The organism is Sphaerotilus microaerophilus (genome assembly GCF_023734135.1).
Taxonomy (GTDB): domain Bacteria; phylum Pseudomonadota; class Gammaproteobacteria; order Burkholderiales; family Burkholderiaceae_C; genus Sphaerotilus; species Sphaerotilus microaerophilus.
In genome coordinates this window covers 5,984,607-6,004,876 of sequence record NZ_AP025730.1, presented here as the reverse complement: position 1 = coordinate 6,004,876, position 20,270 = coordinate 5,984,607, and the positions used below count along the sequence as shown (strand labels likewise).

General features: G+C 70.5%; 16 protein-coding genes. 10 read left to right on the top strand and 6 right to left on the bottom strand.

The genetic code is table 11. The features are described 5' to 3' along the window. Positions 1-24 precede the first annotated feature (24 nt). Complete coding sequence (locus NGK70_RS26090; protein ID WP_251971334.1) at positions 25-6,897, top strand: hybrid sensor histidine kinase/response regulator; 6,873 nt, start codon at positions 25-27, stop codon at positions 6,895-6,897. 26 nt (positions 6,898-6,923) lie between these two features. After that, entirely contained in the window at positions 6,924-7,967 is a 1,044-nt protein-coding gene (locus NGK70_RS26085) for a GGDEF domain-containing protein (RefSeq protein ID WP_251971333.1), read from the top strand. 37 nt (positions 7,968-8,004) lie between these two features. Here NGK70_RS26085 and NGK70_RS26080 read toward each other — a convergent pair whose 3' ends face one another. Continuing rightward, positions 8,005-9,486 (bottom strand): cryptochrome/photolyase family protein, encoded by a 1,482-nt coding sequence (locus NGK70_RS26080; RefSeq protein WP_251971332.1) that lies wholly within the window; start codon positions 9,484-9,486, stop codon positions 8,005-8,007. A gap of 34 nt (positions 9,487-9,520) precedes the next feature. Between NGK70_RS26080 and NGK70_RS26075 the strand changes: the two genes are divergently transcribed. The 8 genes from NGK70_RS26075 (at position 9,521) to NGK70_RS26040 (ending at position 15,234) form a co-directional block, all read left to right on the top strand. Further along, positions 9,521-10,102 carry a YqgE/AlgH family protein gene (locus NGK70_RS26075; protein ID WP_251971331.1) on the top strand — a complete coding sequence of 194 codons (582 nt, stop codon included), beginning with the start codon at positions 9,521-9,523 and terminating at the stop codon, positions 10,100-10,102. Beyond that, entirely contained in the window at positions 10,099-10,590 is a 492-nt protein-coding gene (gene ruvX, locus NGK70_RS26070; protein WP_251971330.1) for a Holliday junction resolvase RuvX, read from the top strand. Before NGK70_RS26075 ends, ruvX begins: the two co-directional genes overlap by 4 nt. Then, positions 10,587-11,090: a bifunctional pyr operon transcriptional regulator/uracil phosphoribosyltransferase PyrR gene (gene pyrR / locus NGK70_RS26065; protein ID WP_251971329.1), complete on the top strand. Its 504-nt coding sequence runs from the start codon at positions 10,587-10,589 to the stop codon at positions 11,088-11,090. Before ruvX ends, pyrR begins: the two co-directional genes overlap by 4 nt. Beyond that, positions 11,090-12,052, top strand: coding sequence for an aspartate carbamoyltransferase catalytic subunit (locus NGK70_RS26060; protein WP_251971328.1), 963 nt, complete (start codon positions 11,090-11,092; stop codon positions 12,050-12,052). The genes pyrR and NGK70_RS26060 overlap by 1 nt, the downstream gene beginning before the upstream one ends. A 13-nt stretch (positions 12,053-12,065) precedes the next feature. After that, complete coding sequence (locus tag NGK70_RS26055) at positions 12,066-13,376, top strand: dihydroorotase (RefSeq protein ID WP_251971327.1); 1,311 nt, start codon at positions 12,066-12,068, stop codon at positions 13,374-13,376. A 69-nt stretch (positions 13,377-13,445) separates the two neighbouring features. Continuing rightward, positions 13,446-14,192, top strand: a complete 747-nt coding sequence (locus NGK70_RS26050; protein ID WP_251971326.1) for a lysophospholipid acyltransferase family protein — start codon at positions 13,446-13,448, stop codon at positions 14,190-14,192. Between the two features lie 30 nt (positions 14,193-14,222). Next, on the top strand, positions 14,223-14,549 hold the full coding sequence (locus NGK70_RS26045) for a DUF1840 domain-containing protein (RefSeq protein ID WP_251971325.1): 327 nt from the start codon (positions 14,223-14,225) through the stop codon (positions 14,547-14,549). Between the two features lie 16 nt (positions 14,550-14,565). Beyond that, positions 14,566-15,234: a histidine phosphatase family protein gene (locus NGK70_RS26040; protein WP_251971324.1), complete on the top strand. Its 669-nt coding sequence runs from the start codon at positions 14,566-14,568 to the stop codon at positions 15,232-15,234. A gap of 128 nt (positions 15,235-15,362) precedes the next feature. Here NGK70_RS26040 and NGK70_RS26035 read toward each other — a convergent pair whose 3' ends face one another. From NGK70_RS26035 to NGK70_RS26015, 5 genes are all read right to left on the bottom strand, one after another. Further along, a complete protein-coding gene (locus NGK70_RS26035; RefSeq protein WP_251971323.1) occupies positions 15,363-17,093 on the bottom strand; it encodes an ABC transporter substrate-binding protein in 1,731 nt (576 codons plus the stop codon). A 90-nt stretch (positions 17,094-17,183) separates the two neighbouring features. Further along, positions 17,184-17,492, bottom strand: a complete 309-nt coding sequence (locus NGK70_RS26030) for a DUF2160 domain-containing protein (RefSeq protein WP_251971322.1) — start codon at positions 17,490-17,492, stop codon at positions 17,184-17,186. A 12-nt stretch (positions 17,493-17,504) separates the two neighbouring features. Beyond that, positions 17,505-18,317 (bottom strand): carbohydrate ABC transporter permease, encoded by an 813-nt coding sequence (locus tag NGK70_RS26025; RefSeq protein WP_251971321.1) that lies wholly within the window; start codon positions 18,315-18,317, stop codon positions 17,505-17,507. After that, the gene (locus tag NGK70_RS26020) at positions 18,310-19,203 is read right to left on the bottom strand and encodes a carbohydrate ABC transporter permease (protein WP_251971320.1); all 894 of its coding nucleotides are present in this window, start codon (positions 19,201-19,203) and stop codon (positions 18,310-18,312) included. The genes NGK70_RS26025 and NGK70_RS26020 overlap by 8 nt, the downstream gene beginning before the upstream one ends. Continuing rightward, positions 19,200-20,270: an ABC transporter ATP-binding protein gene (locus tag NGK70_RS26015; protein WP_251971319.1), complete on the bottom strand. Its 1,071-nt coding sequence runs from the start codon at positions 20,268-20,270 to the stop codon at positions 19,200-19,202. Before NGK70_RS26015 ends, NGK70_RS26020 begins: the two co-directional genes overlap by 4 nt.

Here is a 20,270-nt window from a genome sequence, read left to right as displayed (position 1 = left end):
CGAGCCGCTGCCCCCTGAACCCCGATGGACAACCCAACCCCAGTGGCAGCCACCGATGATCTCAGCGCCCTGGCCTGGGTGCACGAAGAGCTGCGCAAGACGCTGGAAGCCGCGCACAAGGCGCTGCGCCGCTACCTGCGTGATGCCGAGGCCAGCCGGCAGTCGGACCTTGATGACATAGAGCCCACCGTGCTGCGCACCGCGCGCCAGCACCTGCATCAGGGTGTTGGCGCGCTGGAGCTGGTCAACATGCCCGAGGGCGCGCAGCTGCTGCGCGCCGCCGAGGCCGCGGTACAGCGCTTCATCGGTCGGGCCGGGCGCATCGATCCGGCCGGTGTGGAGACGGTCGAACGGGCTTCCTTCGCCCTGCTGGACTACATGGGCCGGCGCCTGGCCGGCAAGCCGGCGCCAGCGGTCGCGCTGTTCCCGCAACTGCGCGCGCTGCTTGAACTCAACGGCGCCGAGCGTGTGCATCCCGCCGACCTCTGGCTGCACGACTGGCGCTGGCGCGAGGTGCTGCCGCCCGAGTCGACCGTGGCCACCGTGGGGCCGCGACCGGGGGCGATGCAGGCCGATTTCGAGCGCCGCCTGCTGGCGCTGGTGCGCAGCAACGCCTCCGACGCGGCGGCAGCCCTGGCGCGTGACTGTGGCCTGATCGCCACCGAGTCGGCCCTTGCCAGCCCGGCGTCGGTGGCGCCGGCCACCTTCTGGCGCATCGCCGCGGCCTTCTTCGAAGCCTGGGGCCTCGGTCTGCTGGCGCCGGACGTCTTCGTCAAGCGCAGCGCCTCGCGCGTGATGGCGCAGCTGCGTGCGCGTGGCAAGGGCGATCTGGAGGTGTCGGACCGCCTCGCCCAGGACCTGCTGTTCTACTGCGCCCGTTGCGCGGTCCCGGCCCAGGATGCGGCAGTGGCGACGGCGCCCTGGCTGGCGAGCGTACGGCAGGCCTACCGCCTGGGTGACGAGCCGGCGGTCGACTACCACGCGGTGTTCTACGGCCGTGTCGATCCGGGCCTGGTCGGCCAGGCCCGCAAGCGCGTGGCGGCGGCCAAGGAGGCCTGGAACGGCGTGGCTGGCGGCGAGCTGCACCGGCTGGACAGCCTGCTCGAATCCTTCAGCCTGGTGGGCGACTCGATCCGCCGCCTCTACCCGGCGGGCACCCACCTGGCCGAGGCGCTGTCGCACGCCGCGGTACACACCGGGCGGCTGGCGCGGCCGCCGGCCGTACCGCTGGCGATGGAAGTCGCCACCAGCCTGCTGTACCTGGATGCCTCCCTTGAGGAGGGCGAGTTCGATCAGCCCGACCAGGCCGCTCGTTCCGAGCGGCTCGCGCAGCGCATCGCGGCGGCGGCGGCCGGCGAGCCGCCGCAGTCGCTCGAACCCTGGATGGAGGAGCTGTACCGCCGCGTGTCCGACCGCCAGACCATGGGCAGCGTCGTGCATGAGCTGCGCGCCACGCTGTCCGAGGTCGAGCGGCAGATCGACCAGTACTTCCGCAACCCGCGTGAAAGTGCGCTGCTGGTGGCGGTGCCGGGGCAGCTGGTGTCGATGCGCGGCGTGCTCTCGGTGCTTGGCGTCAACGCCGCGGTGCAGGCCAGCGCACGCATGCGCGAGGATGTCGAGCACCTGTTGCACGACGAGGCCGATCCGCAGGCGATCGCGACGCTGGAGTCCTTCCAGCGCCTGGCGGGCAACCTGGGCGCGCTGGGCTTCCTGATCGACATGCTCAGCGTGCAGCCGCAGATGGCTCGTTCGCTGTTCCGCTACGACGCCTCCACCGGCATCCTGGCGCCGGTGATGGGCCGCAGCGCCATGGCGCCGGACCTGATCGACCGCGCCCACGCGATCGCGGCGGCGGTGCAGCGCGACGAGGTGCCGCTGCAGGCCGTGTCGGCCCAGATCGACGCCCTGTCGAAGGAGCGTCAGGTCACTCGCCAGCCGGCGTTGACGGCCAGCTTGACGGCTGCGCAGGAGGCGCTGGACCGGATCGACCATCAGGCCGGTGCCGAGGAGGCCGCACGCGAGCACGTGGCCCAGGCGCTCAACGATTTCGTCGCCACGGCCACGAATCCGGTCGGCCTGGAGCCCGTGGCCGCGCCCAGCCTGATTTCCAGGCCGATCCCGCTGCAGCTGGACGAGCCGCCGGCCTTCGTGCCCACCGGGCTGGAGGACGACCAGGAGATGCGCGACGTCTTCCTGGAGGAATCGCGCGACGTGCTTGCCCAGGCCGAAGGCGCGCTGGCGATCCTGGCCGAGGCGCCCTCCGACGTGGCGCAGCTCACCACCGTGCGGCGTGCCTTCCACACCTTGAAGGGCAGCGCGCGCATGGTCGGGCTGGCGGCCTTCGGCGAGGCCGCCTGGGCTGGCGAGCAGCTGTACAACCACTGGCTGGCCGAGCAGGCGCCGGCCAGTGCCGACCTGCGCACCTTCACCTCGGATGCGCTGCAGTACTTCGACGCCTGGGTCGACGCGATCGGTGCCGGCCATGCCGAGGCCTTCGTGCCCGAGCCGGTGATCGCCGCGGCCGAAGCGCTGCGCCTGGCCGGTGAGTTGATGCGCGTGCATCTGCCGGGTGAGGCCTTCCCGGTCGCGCCGCCCGCGGTGCCCACCGAACCGATGGACCTGGGCGCGCTGGACCTGGAGGTGCCCTCCGAGTCGCCGAACACGCCGGTGATGGAGCCACTGCAGGCCACCCGGCCGCTGGAACTCACGCCGATCTGGGAAGAGGTCTACGGGGCCCAGCGGGACGGCCGTTCGATGCTGCCGGAAGTGTCCGGATTCGCGCTCGACCTCGATCTCGGTGGCGAACCGGCTGGCCTGCCCGCGCAGGCGCCGGCCGAGGAACAGCCGGATCTGGCCGAGGCCGTCGATCTGCCCATCGAGCCCGCCGGGCTCGACCTCGACCTGGGCGCCTCGGCAAGCGATGGCACCCTGTCTGCCGAACCCGCGGCGCCAATCATCGACTGGCCTGCCGAAGCCGTCGTCGAGCGCATCGAGGTGGGGGTGGCGCCAGCGCCATTCGACAGCCCGGACAGCTGGCGCGCGCCGCTGGAAACCCGCACCGGCCCGGTGGCCGGCGACACGGCGCAGCCGCCCGTCGACGAGGTGATGCCCCAGCCTGGGTTGCTGCCCGAGGCGCCCGCGGCCGAGCCGACCGCAGCCACCGAGGCGGGCGGCGCGATCGGCGTCGACGAGCCTGTGCCGCCGTTCGAGGAATCGTCCGGGGGGGCACAGGTCATCCGGCTGGAGGACTTCCGTGCGAGCGCGCCGGCGGCCGAACCGGTCGAACCCGTCGAATCGGCTGCGCCGGTCCACGACGAGGACGAGGAGGCGGACGAGGTCAAGGTCATCGGGCCGCTGCGCCTGCAGATCCCGCTGTTCAACATCTACCTGAACGAGGCCGACGAACTGTCGCGCCGCCTGAACACCGAGCTGGCGGAATGGGCGCTGGAGCTCCATCGGCCGGTGGGCGGCAACGCCGTCGCGCTGGCGCACTCGCTGGCGGGCAGTTCGTTCACGGTCGGCTTCAATGACCTGGCCCAGCTCGCGCGGGACCTGGAGCACGCGCTGTCCGACTCGGACCGCATCGGCCAGGGCGAGCCCGGCGACGCGGCGCTCTTCACCGAGGTGGCCGAGGAGATCCGTCGCCTGCTGCACCAGTTCGCCGCTGGTTTCCTGCGCAGCCCGCCCGAGGAGCTGGTGCAGCGACTGCACGCCTGGCAGGCCGCAGCGGGCGAGCAGGTGCAGCGGGCACTCGCCGCCGCTGCCCAGTTTGCCTCGCAGGACGAGGTGGGCGAACCGCTGGCAGAGGAGGTGACGTTCCCGTCGACCGACCTCGACCTTGACCTGGACATCGGCTCGCAGGAGTCTGCGCCTGTGGCGCTGGTCGAGCCGGACCAACCCATCGCTGGCGAGACCCGGGTGACGCTCGACCCCAGCCTGACCTGGCCCTGGGCGGATGGCCAGCCGGCAGGCGACGGCCAACCGCTGCTGGCGGCGACCGAGCCCGATCTGCTGCTGCCCGAGTTGCAGGACTCGGCGCTGGCGTCCCTCCCCGCGCTGCCCGAGCCGACCGAGTCGCCCGGTACACACGGTCTGGCCAGCATCGACCTGCCGCTGTTGCTGGACGAGGGCCTGGGCGACGCGGTGGACACGGGCGTCTCGGTCGACTTCCCGCTCGTCGAGGGGCTGCCCGATCAGGCCGCCACGGGGGCGACCGCGGACATCCCGCTGGACCTGCTGCCCGATTTGACGCTCGACCTGCAGCCCATCGGCGAGGTGACCGGGCTGGCTGTGCCCGCCGGACCGGCGCCGATGCCTGCACCGATCCCGGCCGCCGTGCCGCCGGCCGGGGCCTTCGACGCCGACATCGACCAGCAGGACCAGCTCGACGCCGAGCTCTTCCCGATCTTCGAGGAAGAAGCCGAAGAACTGATGCCGCTGCTGTCGACCCAGCTAGCGGAGTGGCTCATGCATCCGGGCGACAACGCGCTGGCGACCGCGTGCATGCGCACGCTGCACACCTTCAAGGGCAGCGCGCGCCTGGCCGGGGCGATGCGCCTGGGCGAACTGGCGCATCGATTCGAGTCCGCCATCGAAGCCCTGCAGACTGGCCCGGGCGAGCCGCTGCGCCAGGAGCTGGAGGCCCTGCAGCAGCGCGGGGACCACCTCGCGGCGGCCTTCGAGGCCCTGCGGGCGCAGCGTGGGGCACCGTCCCCGAGCACGCTCGCCGTGCTTGGGGCGATGCCGCTGCCAGCGCACTGGAGCGCGCCTGCGCCGGCCGCCCGGTCGGTGCGGCCGGGCGAGCCGATGCCGGCCGTGCCCGTGCTGCTCCCGCTGCCGGAGACCGAGGTGGCTCCGGCCGAGGACGACTCGGGTGGGATGGCTGCCGAGGCCGAGGCGAGCACCACGGTGCCGGCCACGCTCGATGCCCGGCCGCACGACGCGGGCGGCATGGAAGTGGTGCATGCCGATGCGCCGATCGACTGGTCGCGCTTCCTGGGCAATCTGCCTGCGAGCCGCCAGGTCACGGTGGACCGCAGCCCGGCCAGCACCCAGCCGGTGCGCGTGCGTGCGCCGCTGCTGGACCGGCTGGTCAACCTCGCTGGCGAGGTGAGCATCACCCGCACCCGGCTGGAGGCCGAGGTCGGACAGATCCGTTCGTCGCTGGCCGACCTGACCGACAACCTGGAGCGCCTGAACCAGCAGCTGCACGACATCGCGCTGCAGGCCGAGACGCAGCTTGAATCGCGCATGGAGGCCGCACGGGCGGCGGCGCAGGCCTTCGACCCGCTGGAGCTCGATCGCTACACCCGCCTGCAGGAACTGACGCGCATGATGGCCGAGTCGGTCAACGACGTGGCCACGGTGCGCAGCGCGATGCAGCGCACCCTGCAGACCACCGAGGACGAGCTGGCGGTGCAGGCCCGTCTCACGCGCGAGCTGCAGGGTGACCTGCTGCGCACCCGCATGATCGAGTTCGAGAGCCTGTCCGAGCGGCTCTACCGCGTCGTGCGCCAAGCCTCGAAGGAGACCGGCAAGCAGGTGCGCTTCGACATCGTCGGCGGTTCGATCGAAGTCGATCGGGGGGTGCTGGACCGCATGACCGCGGCCTTCGAGCACCTGCTGCGCAACTGCGTGACGCATGGCATCGAGCCGCCCGAACGGCGCGCGGCCGCCGGCAAGGACCCGACCGGCAGCATCGTCATCACCGCCGAGCAGGAAGGCAACGAGGTCAGCATCGAGATCCGTGACGATGGTGCCGGGCTGGACCTGGCGCGCATCAAGACGCGCGCCATCGAGATGGGCCTGCTGGCTGCGGATGCCCGGCCGTCCGACCGCGAGTTGGCCAACCTGATCATGGCGCCCGGTCTGTCCACGGCCGCGGCGGTCACCGAGCTGGCCGGCCGGGGCGTGGGCATGGACGTGGTGCGCTCGGACGTGCAGGCCATGGGCGGGCGGGTCGAGACCCGCACCAATGCCGGACGGGGCACCCGCTTCAAGCTGGTGCTGCCGCTGACGACCGTCGTGACGCAGGTGGTGATCCTGCGCGCGGGCGACAAGTCGATCGCGGTGCCCTCCAACCTGGTCGAGCTGGTGCAGCGGGCCACGCCGGTGACCATTGGCGATGCCTACGACGCCGGCGCCTACGGTTATGGCGGCCTGCAGTTGCCGTTCTACTGGCTCGGGGCCCTGCTGCAGTCCAGCGCGCGCGGCAGCGAGGTGGGCCGCACGCTGCCGGTGGTGATCGTGCGCTCGGCGCAGCAGCGCGTGGCGTTGCATGTGGACGAGGTGCAGGGCAGCCATGAAGTGGTGGTGAAGAACCTCGGGCCGCAGCTGTCGAGCGTGCCGGGCCTGGCCGGGATGACACTGCTGCCCTCCGGCGCGGTGGCGCTGATCTACAACCCGGTGGCGCTGGCCAGTGTCTACGGGCCTGGCGCGCTGCAGACCATGCGGTCGGCCCATGGGGCCATGCCGGGCGACGAGGCCGCCCGGTCCCACGAGGTGGCGTTGCCGGCGCCGCTGGTGCTGGTGGTGGACGACTCGCTCACCGTGCGTCGCATCACCAAGCGGCTGCTGGAGCGTGAAGGCTACCGGGTCGCGCTGGCCAAGGACGGACTGGACGCGCTGGACATGCTGGCCGGTGAACGCCCGGTGGTGGTGCTGTCGGACATCGAGATGCCGCGCATGGACGGCTTTGACCTGCTGCGCAACATCCGCGGCGATACCACGCTGGCCAGGCTGCCGGTGGTGATGATCACCTCGCGCATCGCGCAGAAGCACCGCGACATCGCGCTGGAACTGGGCGCCAACCAGTACCTCGGCAAGCCCTACCGCGAAGACGAGTTGCTCGCGCTCATCCGCCAGTACGCGGGCGAGGCTGTCCACGCGGGCGCCTGAGCGGCGCCACCGCAGGTCACGCCACCATGTCAGAAGCCCTTCAGCACGTCGCCGACATGACCCGCTCGCGCGACCGCGGGCAGGTCGATGCCAGCCTGCTCACGGCGCTGAAGGACTTGCTGCCGCTGCGGCGGGCGCTGCTGTGGCGTGTGCTGGGTGAACCGGGGGGCCGGCGGGCCTGGCAGTTGGTGGGCAGCCATGCCGCGGGTGCGCTGGTGCCCGCGGTGGATCACCTGGGGGGCGATGCGGCGGAACCATTGCCCTATGAGCAGTTGGCCTTGCACGTCGAGTGCTTCGAGCAGCTGGGCCTGGTCCAGCTGCCGGTTGCCGCCGGCCATGGCGTGCTGCTGCCCACGGCGAGTGAGCGCGAGGTGGATGGGGTGGTCGAGCTGGAGCTCGACGGGCCGCTCGATGCCGCACAGCTGCGCGTGGTGCAGACGCTGCTGAAGATCCACCGGAACTTCCTCGGCCTGCTGGACTACAGCGAGCGCGACACGTTGACCGGCCTGCTCAACCGCAAGAGCTTCGACGAGACCTTCCTGCGCGCCACCGTGCTGGAGGCCACGCGCATCTACGGCAGTGCCGCGCCGGAGTCGCAGGCACGCCGCCGTGGGGGGCTGCGGCGCCACTGGCTGGGGGTGCTGGACATCGACCATTTCAAGCAGGTCAATGACGTGCATGGCCACCTGATCGGCGACGAGGTGCTGCTGCTGGTGGCGCGCATCCTGCGCAGCACCTTCCGCTTCGACGACCGCCTCTACCGCTTCGGCGGCGAGGAGTTCGTGGTCCTGCTCACCGCGCCCGACGAAGCGGCGGCCGGCATCGCCTTTGAGCGCCTGCGGGTCAACCTGGGGTCCTACTCGTTCCCGCGCGTGGGCCGCATCACGGGCAGCATCGGCTACAGCGACGTGCGCCCCGGCGACACACCGCAGGCCGCTTTCGAGCGGGCCGACCGCGCGGTCTACCACGCCAAGCAGCACGGCCGGGACCAGGTGCAGTCGCAGGCCCGCCTGGTCGATGCCGGCCTGCTCGACGAATCCGGCATCGTCGGCGAGATCGAGCTGTTCTGACCCGGCGGCGCTCGCCGACGCCTCCCGCGCCGCGGGTTCAGCCCTTGGCGGGGCGCTTCACCACCGCATAGCGTTCCAGCGTGCGTTCGCGCGCCACGGCATGGTCCACGATCGGGCGGGGGTAGTCGCGGTCCAGCAGCACGCCGGCGGTGGCCAGGGCGATTGCCGGGGCGTCCCAGGGCGCGTGCAGGCTGGCATCGTCCAGCGCGGCCAGTTCCGGCACGTAGCGGCGGATGAAGCGCCCGTCCGGGTCGAACTTGCGGCTCTGGCTCACCGGGTTGAAGATGCGGAAGTAGGGCTGCGCGTCGCAGCCGGTGGAGGCCGCCCACTGCCAGCCGCCGTTGTTGGCGGCGAGGTCGAAGTCGTTGAGCTGGTGGGCGAAGTAGGCCTCGCCGCGGCGCCAGTCCAGCCCCAGGTCCTTGGTCAGGAAGCTCGCCACGATCATGCGCAGGCGGTTGTGCATGTAGCCGGTCTGGTTGAGCTGGCGCATCGCCGCGTCCACGATCGGGTAGCCGGTGCGGCCCTCGCACCAAGCCGCGAAGTGGGCCGTGGCCTGCGCGCCGTGCTCCCAGTGGATGCGGTCGTACTCGGGCTTGAAGGCGTGCTGCTCCACCCGGGGGTGGTGGTGCAGCAGCTGCTGGTAGAACTCGCGCCAGATCAGCTCGGACAACCAGACCTCCGCGCCGCGCGAGCCGCCCGTCATGCGCTCGTGGGCGAGGCGCACCAGCTCGCGCACCGACACCGTGCCGAAGCGCAGGTGCACGCTCAGGTAGCTGGGGCCCTTGACGGCCGGGAAGTCGCGCGCATCGGCATAGCGGTCGATGCGCTGCAGGAAGTCCTCCAGCAGCTGCGCCGCGCCGTGCTCGCCCGGGTGCAGCCGGCCAGCCATGTCGGTGGGCAGGAAGTCCAGGTCCGCCAGGCTGGGCAGCCCGTGCTCCAGGGCCACGGGCACCGGCGCGAGCTGGCCCGGCCGGGGCGCCACTTCCCAGGGCTGCAGCCGCAGCGGTTCCAGCTTCTTCAGCCAGGCGTTCTTGTAGGGCGTGAAGACCGAGAAGGGCGTGCCGTTGGCGGTCAGCACATCGTCGGCCTCGAAGATCACCTGGTCCTTGTGGGTGTGCAGCGCCACCCCGGCGTGGGCCAGTTCGCCTCGCACCCGGGCGTCGCGGGCCACGGCGGCCGGCTCGTAGTCGCGCGCGGCATGCACCACCTGCACGTCGAGCTGGCGCGCCAGCGCCGGCAGCTCGACCAGCGGGTCGCCGTGGCGTGCGATCAGGGCGCTGCCCTGCGCGCGCAGGGCCGTGTCGATCTCGGCCACGCTGGCGTGGATGAACTCCACCCGCCGGTCGGCACGCGGCAGGGCATCGAGGAGGGTCGTGTCGAACACGAAGACGCACCAGACCTGGCGTGCCTGTGCCAGCGCGTGGTGCAGCGCTGCGTGGTCCGACAGGCGCAGATCGCGGCGCAGCCAGACCAGCGCACGGTCGACGGGCGGAGGGGTGTAGGCGGAGGAATGGACCATGGGCCGAGTGTGCGCGATCGCTACAATCCGCGCCATGTCCTCGGCCGGTGCGATCAACCTCACGAACCAGTTCCTCATCGCCATGCCGGGCATGGCCGACGAGATGTTTGCCGGTTCGGTGGTCTACCTGTGCGAGCACACCGAGCGCGGCGCGCTCGGGCTGGTGATCAACAAGCCCATCGACATCAAGCTCAAGAACCTGTTCGAGCGCGTGGATCTCACGCTGGACCGCCCCGAGCTGGCCGACGAGCCGGTCTACTTCGGCGGGCCGGTGCAGACCGAGCGCGGCTTCGTGCTGCATGACCACCTGGTCAGCGACGTGCCTGGCTACAACTCGACGCTGTCGGTGCCCGATGGCCTGGACATGACCACCAGCCGCGACGTGCTGGAGGCGCTGTCGCAGGGCGCCGGCCCGCGCCGCGTGCTGATCACCCTCGGCTACGCCGGCTGGGGCGCGGGGCAGCTGGAAGACGAGCTGTCGCGCAACGGCTGGCTGAACGTGCAGGCCGACCCCGGCATCATCTTCGACACGCCGGTGGAGCAGCGCTACAGCCGCGCGCTGTCGCTGCTGGGGGTCGACCCGGGCATGCTGTCGCAGGAGGCGGGCCACGCATGAGCGAGGCAGACCGCTGCTCGCCGCCTCCGTCGCCTGCCATGGCTCCCCAGGAGCCCCAATCCTTCCTCGCTTTCGACTACGGCCTCAAGCGCACCGGCGTGGCCAGCGGCCAGCGCCTGCTCGGCCAGGCGCGGCCGCTGCGCACCATCGCCGCGGAGGGTGATGCCCGCTTTGTGCCCATCGCCGCGCTGATCGCCGAGTGGCAGCCCGATGCGCTGGTGGTGGGCGTGCCGCGCCACCCCGACGGTGCCGAACACGACAACACCCGCCGCGCCCGCCGCTTTGCCCGCCAGCTGCACGGGCGCTTCCACCTGCCGGTGTTCGAGGTGGACGAGCGCTACAGCACCGTCGAGGTGGAAGCTGGCGGCGCCCGGCGCGCGGATGTCGATGCCGCCGCCGCGGCGCTGATCCTGGAACAGTACTTTCGCGAGGCCGATGCCCCCGCCTTGGCGGCGCCAGCCTCTTCAGCCCACAAGGAAACCCCATGAGTGCCCTGCAACTCGACGCCGAAGCGCTCTACACCGAGCTGCTCGCCGGCGTGCGTCGCCTGCTGCTGCCCGATGTGGCGCTGGTCGGTGTGTGGTCCGGCGGTGCCTGGCTGGCCGAGCGCCTGCAGCGCGACCTCGGCCTGCCCGGCAAGCACGGCGTGATCTCCAGCGCCCTGCACCGCGACGACTTCGGCTCGCGCGGCCTGGCCTCCGGCCACGACGCCACCTCGCTGCCCTTCGCGGTGGACGGCCGGCCGATCCTGCTGATCGACGACGTGCTGTTCACTGGCCGCACCATCCGCGCCGTGATCAACGAGCTCTACGACTTCGGCCGCCCCTCCAGCGTCCGGCTGGCGGTGCTGGTGGACCGTGGCGGGCGCGAGCTGCCGATCGAGGCCGCCTACGCCGCCTCGCGCATCGTGCTGCCGGCTACGCAGCGCCTGTCGCTGACCCGCGACGACGCGGGCGGCTTCACCTTCTCGGTCCGGGAGGCGAGCTGATGCTGTCCAAGCGCAACCCCCAGCTCAACCGCAACGGCGAGCTGATCCACCTGCTGTCCATCGAGGGCCTGCCGCGCGACATCGTCACGCTCATCCTGGACACCGCCGGCACCTTCCTCTCGGTCAACGACCGCGAGGTCAAGAAGGTGCCGCTGCTGCGCGGCAAGAGCGTGTTCAACCTCTTCTTCGAGAACAGCACGCGCACTCGCACCACCTTCGAGATCGCCGCCAAGCGGCTGAGTGCCGACGTGATCAACCTGGACATCGCCAAGTCCAGTGCCAGCAAGGGCGAAAGCCTGCTCGACACCATCGCCAACCTGTCGGCCATGCATGCCGACATGTTCGTGGTGCGGCACAGCGAATCCGGCGCGCCCTACCTGATCGCCCAGCACTGCGCCCCGCACGTGCACGTGGTCAACGCCGGTGACGGCCGCCACGCGCACCCGACGCAGGGCCTGCTGGACATGTACACGATCCGGCACTTCAAGAAGGACTTCACCCAGCTGAGCGTGGCCATCGTCGGCGACATCGTGCACTCGCGCGTGGCGCGCAGCGACATCCACGCGCTGACCACGCTGGGCGTGCCGGATATCCGCGCCGTCGGCCCCAAGACCCTGGTGCCGGGTGACCTGCGCGAGATGGGCGTGCGCGTGTGCCACGACATGGCCGAGGGCATCCGCGGTGCCGACGTGATCATCATGCTGCGTCTGCAGAACGAGCGCATGAGCGGCGCGATGCTGCCCAGCGCGGGTGAGTTCTTCAAGACCTTCGGCCTCACGCAGGACAAGCTGGCGCTGGCCAAGCCGGACGCCATCGTGATGCACCCGGGGCCGATCAACCGCGGCGTGGAGATCGACTCCAGCGTGGCCGATGGCAGCCACAGCGTGATCCTGCCGCAGGTCACCTTCGGCATCGCGGTGCGCATGGCCGTCATGTCGATCATTGCCGGCAACGAGGCATAAGGGACGCCAGGACATGAAGATCCTCATCAAGAACGGCCGCGTGGTCGATCCGGCCTCCGGCCGCGACGAGCGCGCCGACATCGCCATCGCTGCGGGCCGCATCCTGACCATCGGCTCGGTCAGCGCCGATTTCCACGCCAACCGGGTCATCGATGCCGCCGGCTGCGTCGTCGCGCCCGGCCTGGTCGACCTGGCCGCGCGCCTGCGCGAGCCCGGCCACGAGCACGAGGGCATGCTCGAATCGGAGCTGAACGCCGCCGCTGCCGGCGGCGTGACCAGCCTGGTCTGCCCGCCCGACACCGACCCGACGCTCGACGAGCCCGGCCTGGTCGAGATGCTCAAGTTCCGCGCCCGCAAGCTGAGCCTGTGCCGGCTCTTCCCGCTGGGCGCGCTCACGCGCGGCCTGAAAGGCGAGACGCTGACCGAGATGGTCGAGCTGACCGAGGCCGGCTGCGTCGGCTTCTCGCAGGCCGAGGTGGCCGTGCGCGACACCCAGGTGCTGCAGCGGGCGATGCAGTATGCCGCCACGCACGGCTACGCTGTGTGGCTGCGCCCGCAGGACGGTTCCCTCGGCCGCGGCGTGGCCGCCAGCGGCGCAGTGGCCACGCGCCTGGGCCTGTCCGGCGTGCCGGTGGCGGCCGAAACCATCGCACTGCACACCCTGTTCGAGCTGATGCGCGTCACCGGGGCCCGGGTGCACCTGTGCCGCCTGTCCAGCGCCGCCGGGGTGGAGCTGCTGCGCCAAGCCCGCCGCGAGGGCCTGCCGGTCACGGCCGACGTGAGCATCAACTCGCTGCACCTCACCGACGTGGACATCGGCTACTTCAACCCGGCGATGCGCCTGACCCCGCCGCTGCGCCAGGGCCGCGACCGCGACGCGCTGCAGCAGGCGCTGGCCGACGGCACGCTGGACTGCCTGGTCTCCGATCACACCCCGGTCGAGCAGGACGCCAAGATGCTGCCCTTCGGCGAGGCCGAACCCGGCGCCACCGGCCTGGAGCTGTTGCTCAGCCTGGCGCTGAAGTGGGGCGACCGCCAGGGCCTGGGCCTGGGCGCGACGCTGGCGCGCGTCACCAGCGACCCGGTGCGGGTGCTGGGCGACGCGATCGGCTCGCTCGCCTCCAGCGCGGGCCGGCTGGTCGAGGGCGGCGTGGCCGACGTCTGCGTCTTCGATGCGGCGGCGACCTGGACCGTCACGCCCGATGCCCTGCTCAGCCAGGGCAAGCACACGCCCTTCGGCTTTGCCGACACCGGCATGGCGCTGCCCGGCCGGGTGCGCACGACGCTGGTGGCCGGTACGGTGGCGCATGAACTGGCGGTGTGATCGCGTGGGCGTGGGCGTGGGCGCGACCCGTCCCGTGACGGCCCGCCCCGCGGCGGCCGGGGGCGCACGGTGATCCGCGCGCTGGGTGGCGCCTGGCGCCTGCTGCGGCTGGTCCTGCACGTCTTCCACGGCCTCTGGGTGGCGGCGCGCGAGTTCGGCGCGGCCACCGAGGCGCAGCGCTGCGCCCACATTCAGTGGTGGGCGGCCAAGCTGCTGCGGCTGATGGGCATCTCGCTGCAGGTCAGCGGGCGCTTCCAGAATGGGCCGCAGCTGCTGGTGGCCAACCACGTCTCCTGGCTGGACATCCTCGCGGTGCACGCGGTGTGCCCGCAGGCGCGCTTCGTCTCCAAGTCCGACGTGCGCGGCTGGCCGGTGCTGGGCTGGCTGGTGGGCAAGGCCGGCACGCTGTTCATCGAGCGCGAGAACAAGCGCGACGCATTGCGCGTGGTGCACCAGATGGCCGAGGCGCTGCGCCAGGGCGACACCGTGGCGGTCTTCCCCGAAGGCACCACCGGCGAGGGCCACGAGCCGCTGCCCTTCCACGCCAACCTGCTGCAGGCCGCGGTGGCCACCGGCACGCTGACCCAGCCGCTGGCGCTGCGCTACAGCGAGCCTGGTCACGCCGTCAGCCCGACGGCCAAGTGGGTGGGCGATACATCACTGGGCGAAAGCCTCTGGAGCATCGCCACCACGCCCGGCCTGAGCGTGCAGGTGACGGTGCTGCCCATGCAGGACCCGGCGGGCCTGGAGCGCCGCGCGCTGGCCGCCGTGCTGCGCCAGCGCATTGCCCAGGCGCTGGCGGCCGCATCCGCCTGACCCGAACCCGCTGTTGCACGAGGACGCCCCATGCTCTACAAGTTCAAATCCAAGGCCACCGCCGATCTGATCATGACCGAGCCGGTGGGCGACCGCCTCCTGCGGCTGATCGGCCGCGAGCCGGCGCCCCAGGGCATCCTGCTGCTGGCCGACATGCCCGCCGCGCTCGAGGCGCTGCACGCCGCGATCGAGGCCGATGAGGCTGCCCGACGCGCCGCGGCCGAGAGCGACGACGAGGCCGTGCAGGCCGAGGCCGCCGCGCGCGACCGCATCAGCCTGCGCCAGCGCGCCTGGCCCTTCGTCGAGGTGATCAAGCGGGCCCAGTCGGGCCGGGCCGACCTCGTCTGGGGCGTCTGAGCCGCCGCGACCACCCATGCCCTACAGCGAGATGACCCGGATCCTGGCGATCCGCCACGGCGAGACCACCTGGAACGTCGACAGCCGCATCCAGGGTCAGCTCGACATCGGCCTGAATGCGCTGGGCCGCCGCCAGGCCGAGTGCGCCGCGCGGCACCTGGCCGACGAGGGGCTGGACGCCATCTACAGCTCCGACCTGCAGCGCGCGCACGACACCGCCCTGGCGCTGGCGCAGCCCGCCGGGCTGGCGGTGCAGGCCGATGCCGGGCTGCGGGAGCGGCGCTTCGGCGTCTTCGAGGGCCGCACCTTTGCGGAGATCGACGCCGAGTGGCCCGAGCTGGCGCTGCGCTGGAAGCGCCGCGACCCGGACTTCGGTGCGCCCGGCGGTGAGACGCTGGCCGAGTTCTACGACCGCTGCGTGGCCACCGCCACCCGCCTGGCCGCGGCCCACGCCGGCCAGACCCTGGCGCTGGTCACCCACGGCGGCGTGCTCGACTGCCTGTACCGCGCCGCCACGCGGATCGAGCTGAACGCGCCGCGCACCTGGACCATCGGCAACACCAGCATCAACCGCCTGCTCTGGACGCCCGACGGCTTCACGCTGGTCGGCTGGGGCGACACCCAGCACCTGGACGGGCTGGACGCGGTGCTCGACGAGGCGAGCGACGGCGGCCGCGTCGGCTGATCGGCCCGGCCAGACGACGCCCGCCGTCGTTCCGGGGCGCTTCCCCGCGCACGAAAAAAGGGGCTGCGCGGCCCACGCCGCACAGCCCCAGCCCTGTCCATCGAGGAGAACGGGGAGAACGGGAGAACTCAGCGCACCTTGCCGGCCTTCCAGGCGTTCAGCAGGGCGTCGTAGGCGATGGTTTCACCCTTGGGCTTCTCGTTGGCCAGCTTGGCCCACGGCGCGCCCTTGTCGGACAGCCACTTCTTCGGGTCTTCCTTCTTGTTCAGCTTGGGCGCGCAGGTGGCCATGCCGGCGCGCTCGAGGCGGGCCATCACCTGGTCCATCTCCTCGGCCAGGTTGTCCATCGCCTGCTGCGGCGTCTTCTCGCCGGTCACGGCCACGGCCACGTTCTTCCACCACAGCTGGGCCAGCTTCGGGTAGTCGGGAACGTTGGTGCCGGTGGGCGTCCAGGCCACGCGCGCGGGGCTGCGGTAGAACTCCACCAGGCCGCCGAGCTTGGGCGCCATGTCGGTCATGGTCTTGCTCTGGATGTCCGACTCGCGGATCGGCGTCAGGCCGACCACGGTCTTCTTCAGGCTGACCGACTTGGCGGTGACGAACTGGGCGTACAGCCAGGCCGCGGCGGTGCGGTTGGCGTCGTGGCCCTTGAAGAAGGTCCAGGAGCCCACGTCCTGGTAGCCGTTCTGCATGCCGCCCTTCCAGTACGGGCCGTTCGGGCCGGGGGCCATGCGCCACTTCGGCGTGCCGTCGGCGTTGACCACCGGCAGGCCCGGCTTGGTCATGTCGGCGGTGAAGGCGGTGTACCAGAAGATCTGCTGGGCGATCTGGCCCTGCGCGGGCACCGGGCCGGCTTCGCCGAAGGTCATGCCGGTGGCTTCCTTCGGGGCGTACTTCTTCATCCAGTCGACGTACTTGGTCAGGGCGTAGACGGCGGCCGGCGAGTTGGTGGCGCCCCCCCGCGAGACCGAGGCACCGACCGGTGCGCACTTCTTGTCGTCGACGCGGATGCCCCACTCGTCCACCGGCACGCCGTTGGGGATGCCCTTGTCGGCGGTGCCGGCCATCGACAGCCAGGCGTCGGTGAAGCGCCAGCCCAGCGACGGGTCCTTCTTGCCGTAGTCCATGTGGCCGTAGATGGCCTTGCCGTCGATGTTCTTCACGTCGTTGGTGAAGAACTCGGCGATGTCCTCGTAGGCGCTCCAGTTCAGCGGCACGCCCAGGTCATAGCCGTACTTGGCCTTGAACTTGTCCTTCAGGTCCTGGCGGGCGAAGAGGTCGGCGCGGAACCAGTACAGGTTGGCGAACTGCTGGTCGGGCAGCTGGTAGAGCTTGCCGTCCGGGGCGGTGGTGAAGCTCGTGCCGATGAAGTCCTTCAGGTCCAGGCCCGGGTTGGTCCACTCCTTGCCCGCACCGGCCATGTAGTCGGTGAGGTTCATGATCTTGCCGTAGCGCCAGTGCGTGCCGATCAGGTCGGAGTCGCTGATCCAGCCGTCGTAGATCGACTTGCCCGACTGCATCGAGGTCTGCAGCTTCTCGACCACGTCGCCTTCCTGGATCAGGTCGTGCTTGACGGTGATGCCGGTGATCTCCGTGAAGGCCTTGGCCAGGGTCTTGGCCTCGTACTCATGGGTGGTGATGGTCTCGGAGACGACGTTGATCTCCTTGACGCCCTTGGCCTGCAGCTTCTTGGCCGCGTCGATGAACCACTTCATCTCGGCGAGCTGCTGGTCCTTGTTCAGCGTGGACGGCTGGAACTCGGCGTCGATCCATTTCTTCGCCTCGGCCTCGCCGGCCCAGGTGTGGCCGGCCACGGCGAACATTGCGGCCACGGCCAATGCGGTGTAGCGCACCTTCATCGCTCATCTCCTCGTTATTGCCCCCGTTGGCATCGGGAACCACGGCCAGCGGGGGCGCCCGGCCGGATTCTGGAAACGTTCAGGCCGGGCTCAGCCGCGGCGCATGATCAGCGCGAGCACCGCCATGCTGAGCACGAAGCTCACCCAGATGCTGGGCTCGGACTCCAGCGACAGCCACTCGCCCAGCTTGCCGGCCAGGCCGACGAAGCCCAGGTTGATGTACGCGGCCGTCAGCAGGCCGATGAAGAGCCGGTCGCCGCGCGTGGTGGCGATCGGCAGGAAGCCCTTGCGCAGCGCCGTGGGCGACTTGATCTCCCACACCGTCATGCCAATGAGCATGAGCACGATGCAGCTGAAGAACACCGCCACGGGCGTGGTCCACACCATCCAATCGAACATCTCGGCGGCTCCTCAGACGCGGCCCATCGCGAAACCCTTCGCGATGTAGTGGCGGACAAACCAGATCACGATCGCGCCGGGCACGATGGTCAGCGTGCCGGCGGCGGCCAGGGTGGCCCAGTCCATGCCGCTGGCGCTGACCGTGCGGGTCATCGTCGCGACGATGGGCTTGGCGTTCACGCTGGTCAGCGTGCGCGCCAGCAGCAGCTCCACCCAGCTGAACATGAAGCAGAAAAAGGCCGCCACGCCCACGCCCGCCTTGATCAGCGGCAGGAAGATCGTCAGGAAGAAACGCGGGAAGCTGTAGCCGTCGATGTACGCCGTCTCGTCGATCTCGCGCGGGATGCCGGACATGAAGCCCTCCAGGATCCACACCGCCAGCGGCACGTTGAACAGCAGGTGCGCCAGCGCCACCGCGATGTGCGTGTCCATCAGCCCGACGGTGGTGTAGAGCTGGAAGAAGGGCAGCAGGAACACCGCCGGCGGCGTCATGCGGTTGGTCAGCAGCCAGAAGAAGACGTGCTTGTCGCCCAGGAAGCTGTAGCGGCTGAAGGCATAGGCCGCCGGCAGCGCCACCGTCAGCGAGATGACCATGTTGATGGCCACGTAGATCAGGCTGTTGATGTAGCCCGAGTACCAGCTCGCGTCGGTGAAGATGGTTCGGTAACTCGTCCAGCTGACCTGCGCCGGCCAGAGGCTGAAGCTGGCGAGGATCTCCTCGTTGGTCTTCAGACTCATGTTGACCATCCAGTAGATGGGCAGCAGGGCGAAGATGAGGTAGGCGATCAGAAAGATCGTCCTCTGCTGGAAGCCACGCTTATTCATGGCCGCCCTCCTTCTCGGTTTGGCCCAGGCGCTGCATCCAGTTGTAGAGCACGAAGCAGAACAGCAGGATGATGAGGAAGTAGATCAGCGAGAAGGCCGCCGCCGGGCCGAGGTCGAACTGGCCGACCGCCTTCTGCGTCAGGTACTGCGACAGGAAGGTGGTGGCGTTGCCGGGCCCGCCGCCGGTGAGCACGAAGGGCTCGGTGTAGATCATGAAGCTGTCCATGAAGCGCAGCAGCACCGCGATCATCAGCACGCCGCGCATCTTGGGCAGCTGGATGTAGCGGAACACCGCGAGCTTGCTGGCGCCGTCGATGCGCGCAGCCTGGTAGTACGCGTCCGGGATGCTGCGCAGGCCGGCGTAGGCCAGCAGCGCCACCAACGGCGTCCAGTGCCAGACGTCCATCAACAGCACCGTCAGCCAGGCGTGGGTGGCATCGCCGGTGTAGCTGTAGTCGATGCCCAGGGCCTGCAGGCCGTGGCCCATCAGGCCGATGTCGGCACGGCCGAAGATCTGCCAGATCGTGCCGACCACGTTCCAGGGGATCAGCAGCGACAGCGAAACGATCACCAGCGTGGCCGAGGCCTTCCAGCCGGTGGCCGGCATGGACAGCGCCAGCACGATGCCCAGCGGGATCTCCACCAGCAGCACCGCCAGCGAGAACTTCAGCTGGTTCCACAGCGCGGCGTGCAGGTCCTCGTCGCGCATCACCTGCACGAACCATTCGGTGCCGACGAAGACGCGCCGCTCCGGGTCGATGATGTCCTGCACCGAGTAGTTCACCACCGTCATCAGCGGCAGGATGGCCGAGAAGGCCACGCAGATGAACACCGGCAGGATCAGGAACCAGGCCTTCTGGTTCACGGGCTTGTTCTGGACACTCATGCCACGAGTTCCTCGTTCTTGTAGAAGCAGGTGTGGCTGCCCAGCACCTGCAGGCCCACGGCCGCGCCGACGGCCGGGCGCTCGGCCTCCGGCGACAGGCGCGCCTTCAGCGTCTGGCCGGCCACGTCCAGCGTCACCAGGAAGTAGGTGCCGATGTCCTGCACCTGCCGCACGCTGCCGGGCAGGGCGCCGTCGCGGCCAGGCTCCGTCAGCACCAGGTACTCGGGGCGGATGCCCAGGCGCAGCGCCCCCTCGGGCAGCGCGCGCGGCGCCGGCACCGACAGCGCACCGATGTGCAGTGCGCCACCGGCGGCCCGGGCCTCCAGCAGGTTCATGCCCGGCGAGCCGATGAAGTGGCCGACGAAGGTGTGCGCCGGCCGCTCGAACAGTGCATCGGGCGTGCCCATCTGCACCACCTTGCCGCGGGTCATCACCACCACCTGGTCGGCGAAGGTCAGCGCCTCCACCTGGTCGTGGGTGACGTAGATCAGCGTGAGCTTGAGCTCGTGGTGGATCTGCTTGAGCTTGCGGCGCAGCTGCCACTTCAGGTGCGGGTCGATCACCGTCAGCGGCTCGTCGAACAGCACCGCCGACACGTCCGGGCGCACCAGGCCGCGGCCCAGCGAGATCTTCTGCTTCTGGTCGGCGGACAGCCCTGCGGCGCGCTGGTCGAGCTGGTGGCTCATCTCCAGCATCTCGGCGATCTGGCCGACGCGCTGGCGGACGACGGCGTCCGGCACCTTGCGGTTCTTCAGCGGAAAGGCCAGGTTCTGCGCCACCGTCATGGTGTCGTAGATCACCGGGAACTGGAACACCTGGGCAATGTTGCGCTCCTGCGGCGTGGCGCGGGTCCGGTCACACCCGTCGAAGTGGACGCTGCCCTGCGAGGGCACCAGCAGGCCCGACATGATGTTGAGCATCGTCGTCTTGCCACAGCCCGAGGGGCCCAGCAGCGCGTAGGCGCCGCCGTCCTCGAAGGTCATCTTCAGCGGCAGCAGCGCGTAGTCGCTGTCCTGCGCCGGGTTCGGCTTGTACGAGTGCGCGAGGTCGAGGTCGATGCGGGCCAT

Coding starts and splice junctions, on each gene's coding strand:
- pyrR (WP_251971329.1), top strand. CDS start 10,587: ATGAGTGCCCTGCAACTCGACGCCGAAGCGCTCTACACCGAGCTGCTC.
- NGK70_RS26035 (WP_251971323.1), bottom strand. CDS start 17,093: ATGAAGGTGCGCTACACCGCATTGGCCGTGGCCGCAATGTTCGCCGTG.
- NGK70_RS26085 (WP_251971333.1), top strand. CDS start 6,924: ATGTCAGAAGCCCTTCAGCACGTCGCCGACATGACCCGCTCGCGCGAC.
- NGK70_RS26040 (WP_251971324.1), top strand. CDS start 14,566: ATGCCCTACAGCGAGATGACCCGGATCCTGGCGATCCGCCACGGCGAG.
- NGK70_RS26015 (WP_251971319.1), bottom strand. CDS start 20,270: ATGGCCCGCATCGACCTCGACCTCGCGCACTCGTACAAGCCGAACCCG.
- NGK70_RS26025 (WP_251971321.1), bottom strand. CDS start 18,317: ATGAATAAGCGTGGCTTCCAGCAGAGGACGATCTTTCTGATCGCCTAC.
- NGK70_RS26030 (WP_251971322.1), bottom strand. CDS start 17,492: ATGTTCGATTGGATGGTGTGGACCACGCCCGTGGCGGTGTTCTTCAGC.
- NGK70_RS26060 (WP_251971328.1), top strand. CDS start 11,090: ATGCTGTCCAAGCGCAACCCCCAGCTCAACCGCAACGGCGAGCTGATC.
- NGK70_RS26020 (WP_251971320.1), bottom strand. CDS start 19,203: ATGAGTGTCCAGAACAAGCCCGTGAACCAGAAGGCCTGGTTCCTGATC.
- NGK70_RS26090 (WP_251971334.1), top strand. CDS start 25: ATGGACAACCCAACCCCAGTGGCAGCCACCGATGATCTCAGCGCCCTG.
- NGK70_RS26055 (WP_251971327.1), top strand. CDS start 12,066: ATGAAGATCCTCATCAAGAACGGCCGCGTGGTCGATCCGGCCTCCGGC.
- ruvX (WP_251971330.1), top strand. CDS start 10,099: ATGAGCGAGGCAGACCGCTGCTCGCCGCCTCCGTCGCCTGCCATGGCT.
- NGK70_RS26080 (WP_251971332.1), bottom strand. CDS start 9,486: ATGGTCCATTCCTCCGCCTACACCCCTCCGCCCGTCGACCGTGCGCTG.
- NGK70_RS26075 (WP_251971331.1), top strand. CDS start 9,521: ATGTCCTCGGCCGGTGCGATCAACCTCACGAACCAGTTCCTCATCGCC.
- NGK70_RS26045 (WP_251971325.1), top strand. CDS start 14,223: ATGCTCTACAAGTTCAAATCCAAGGCCACCGCCGATCTGATCATGACC.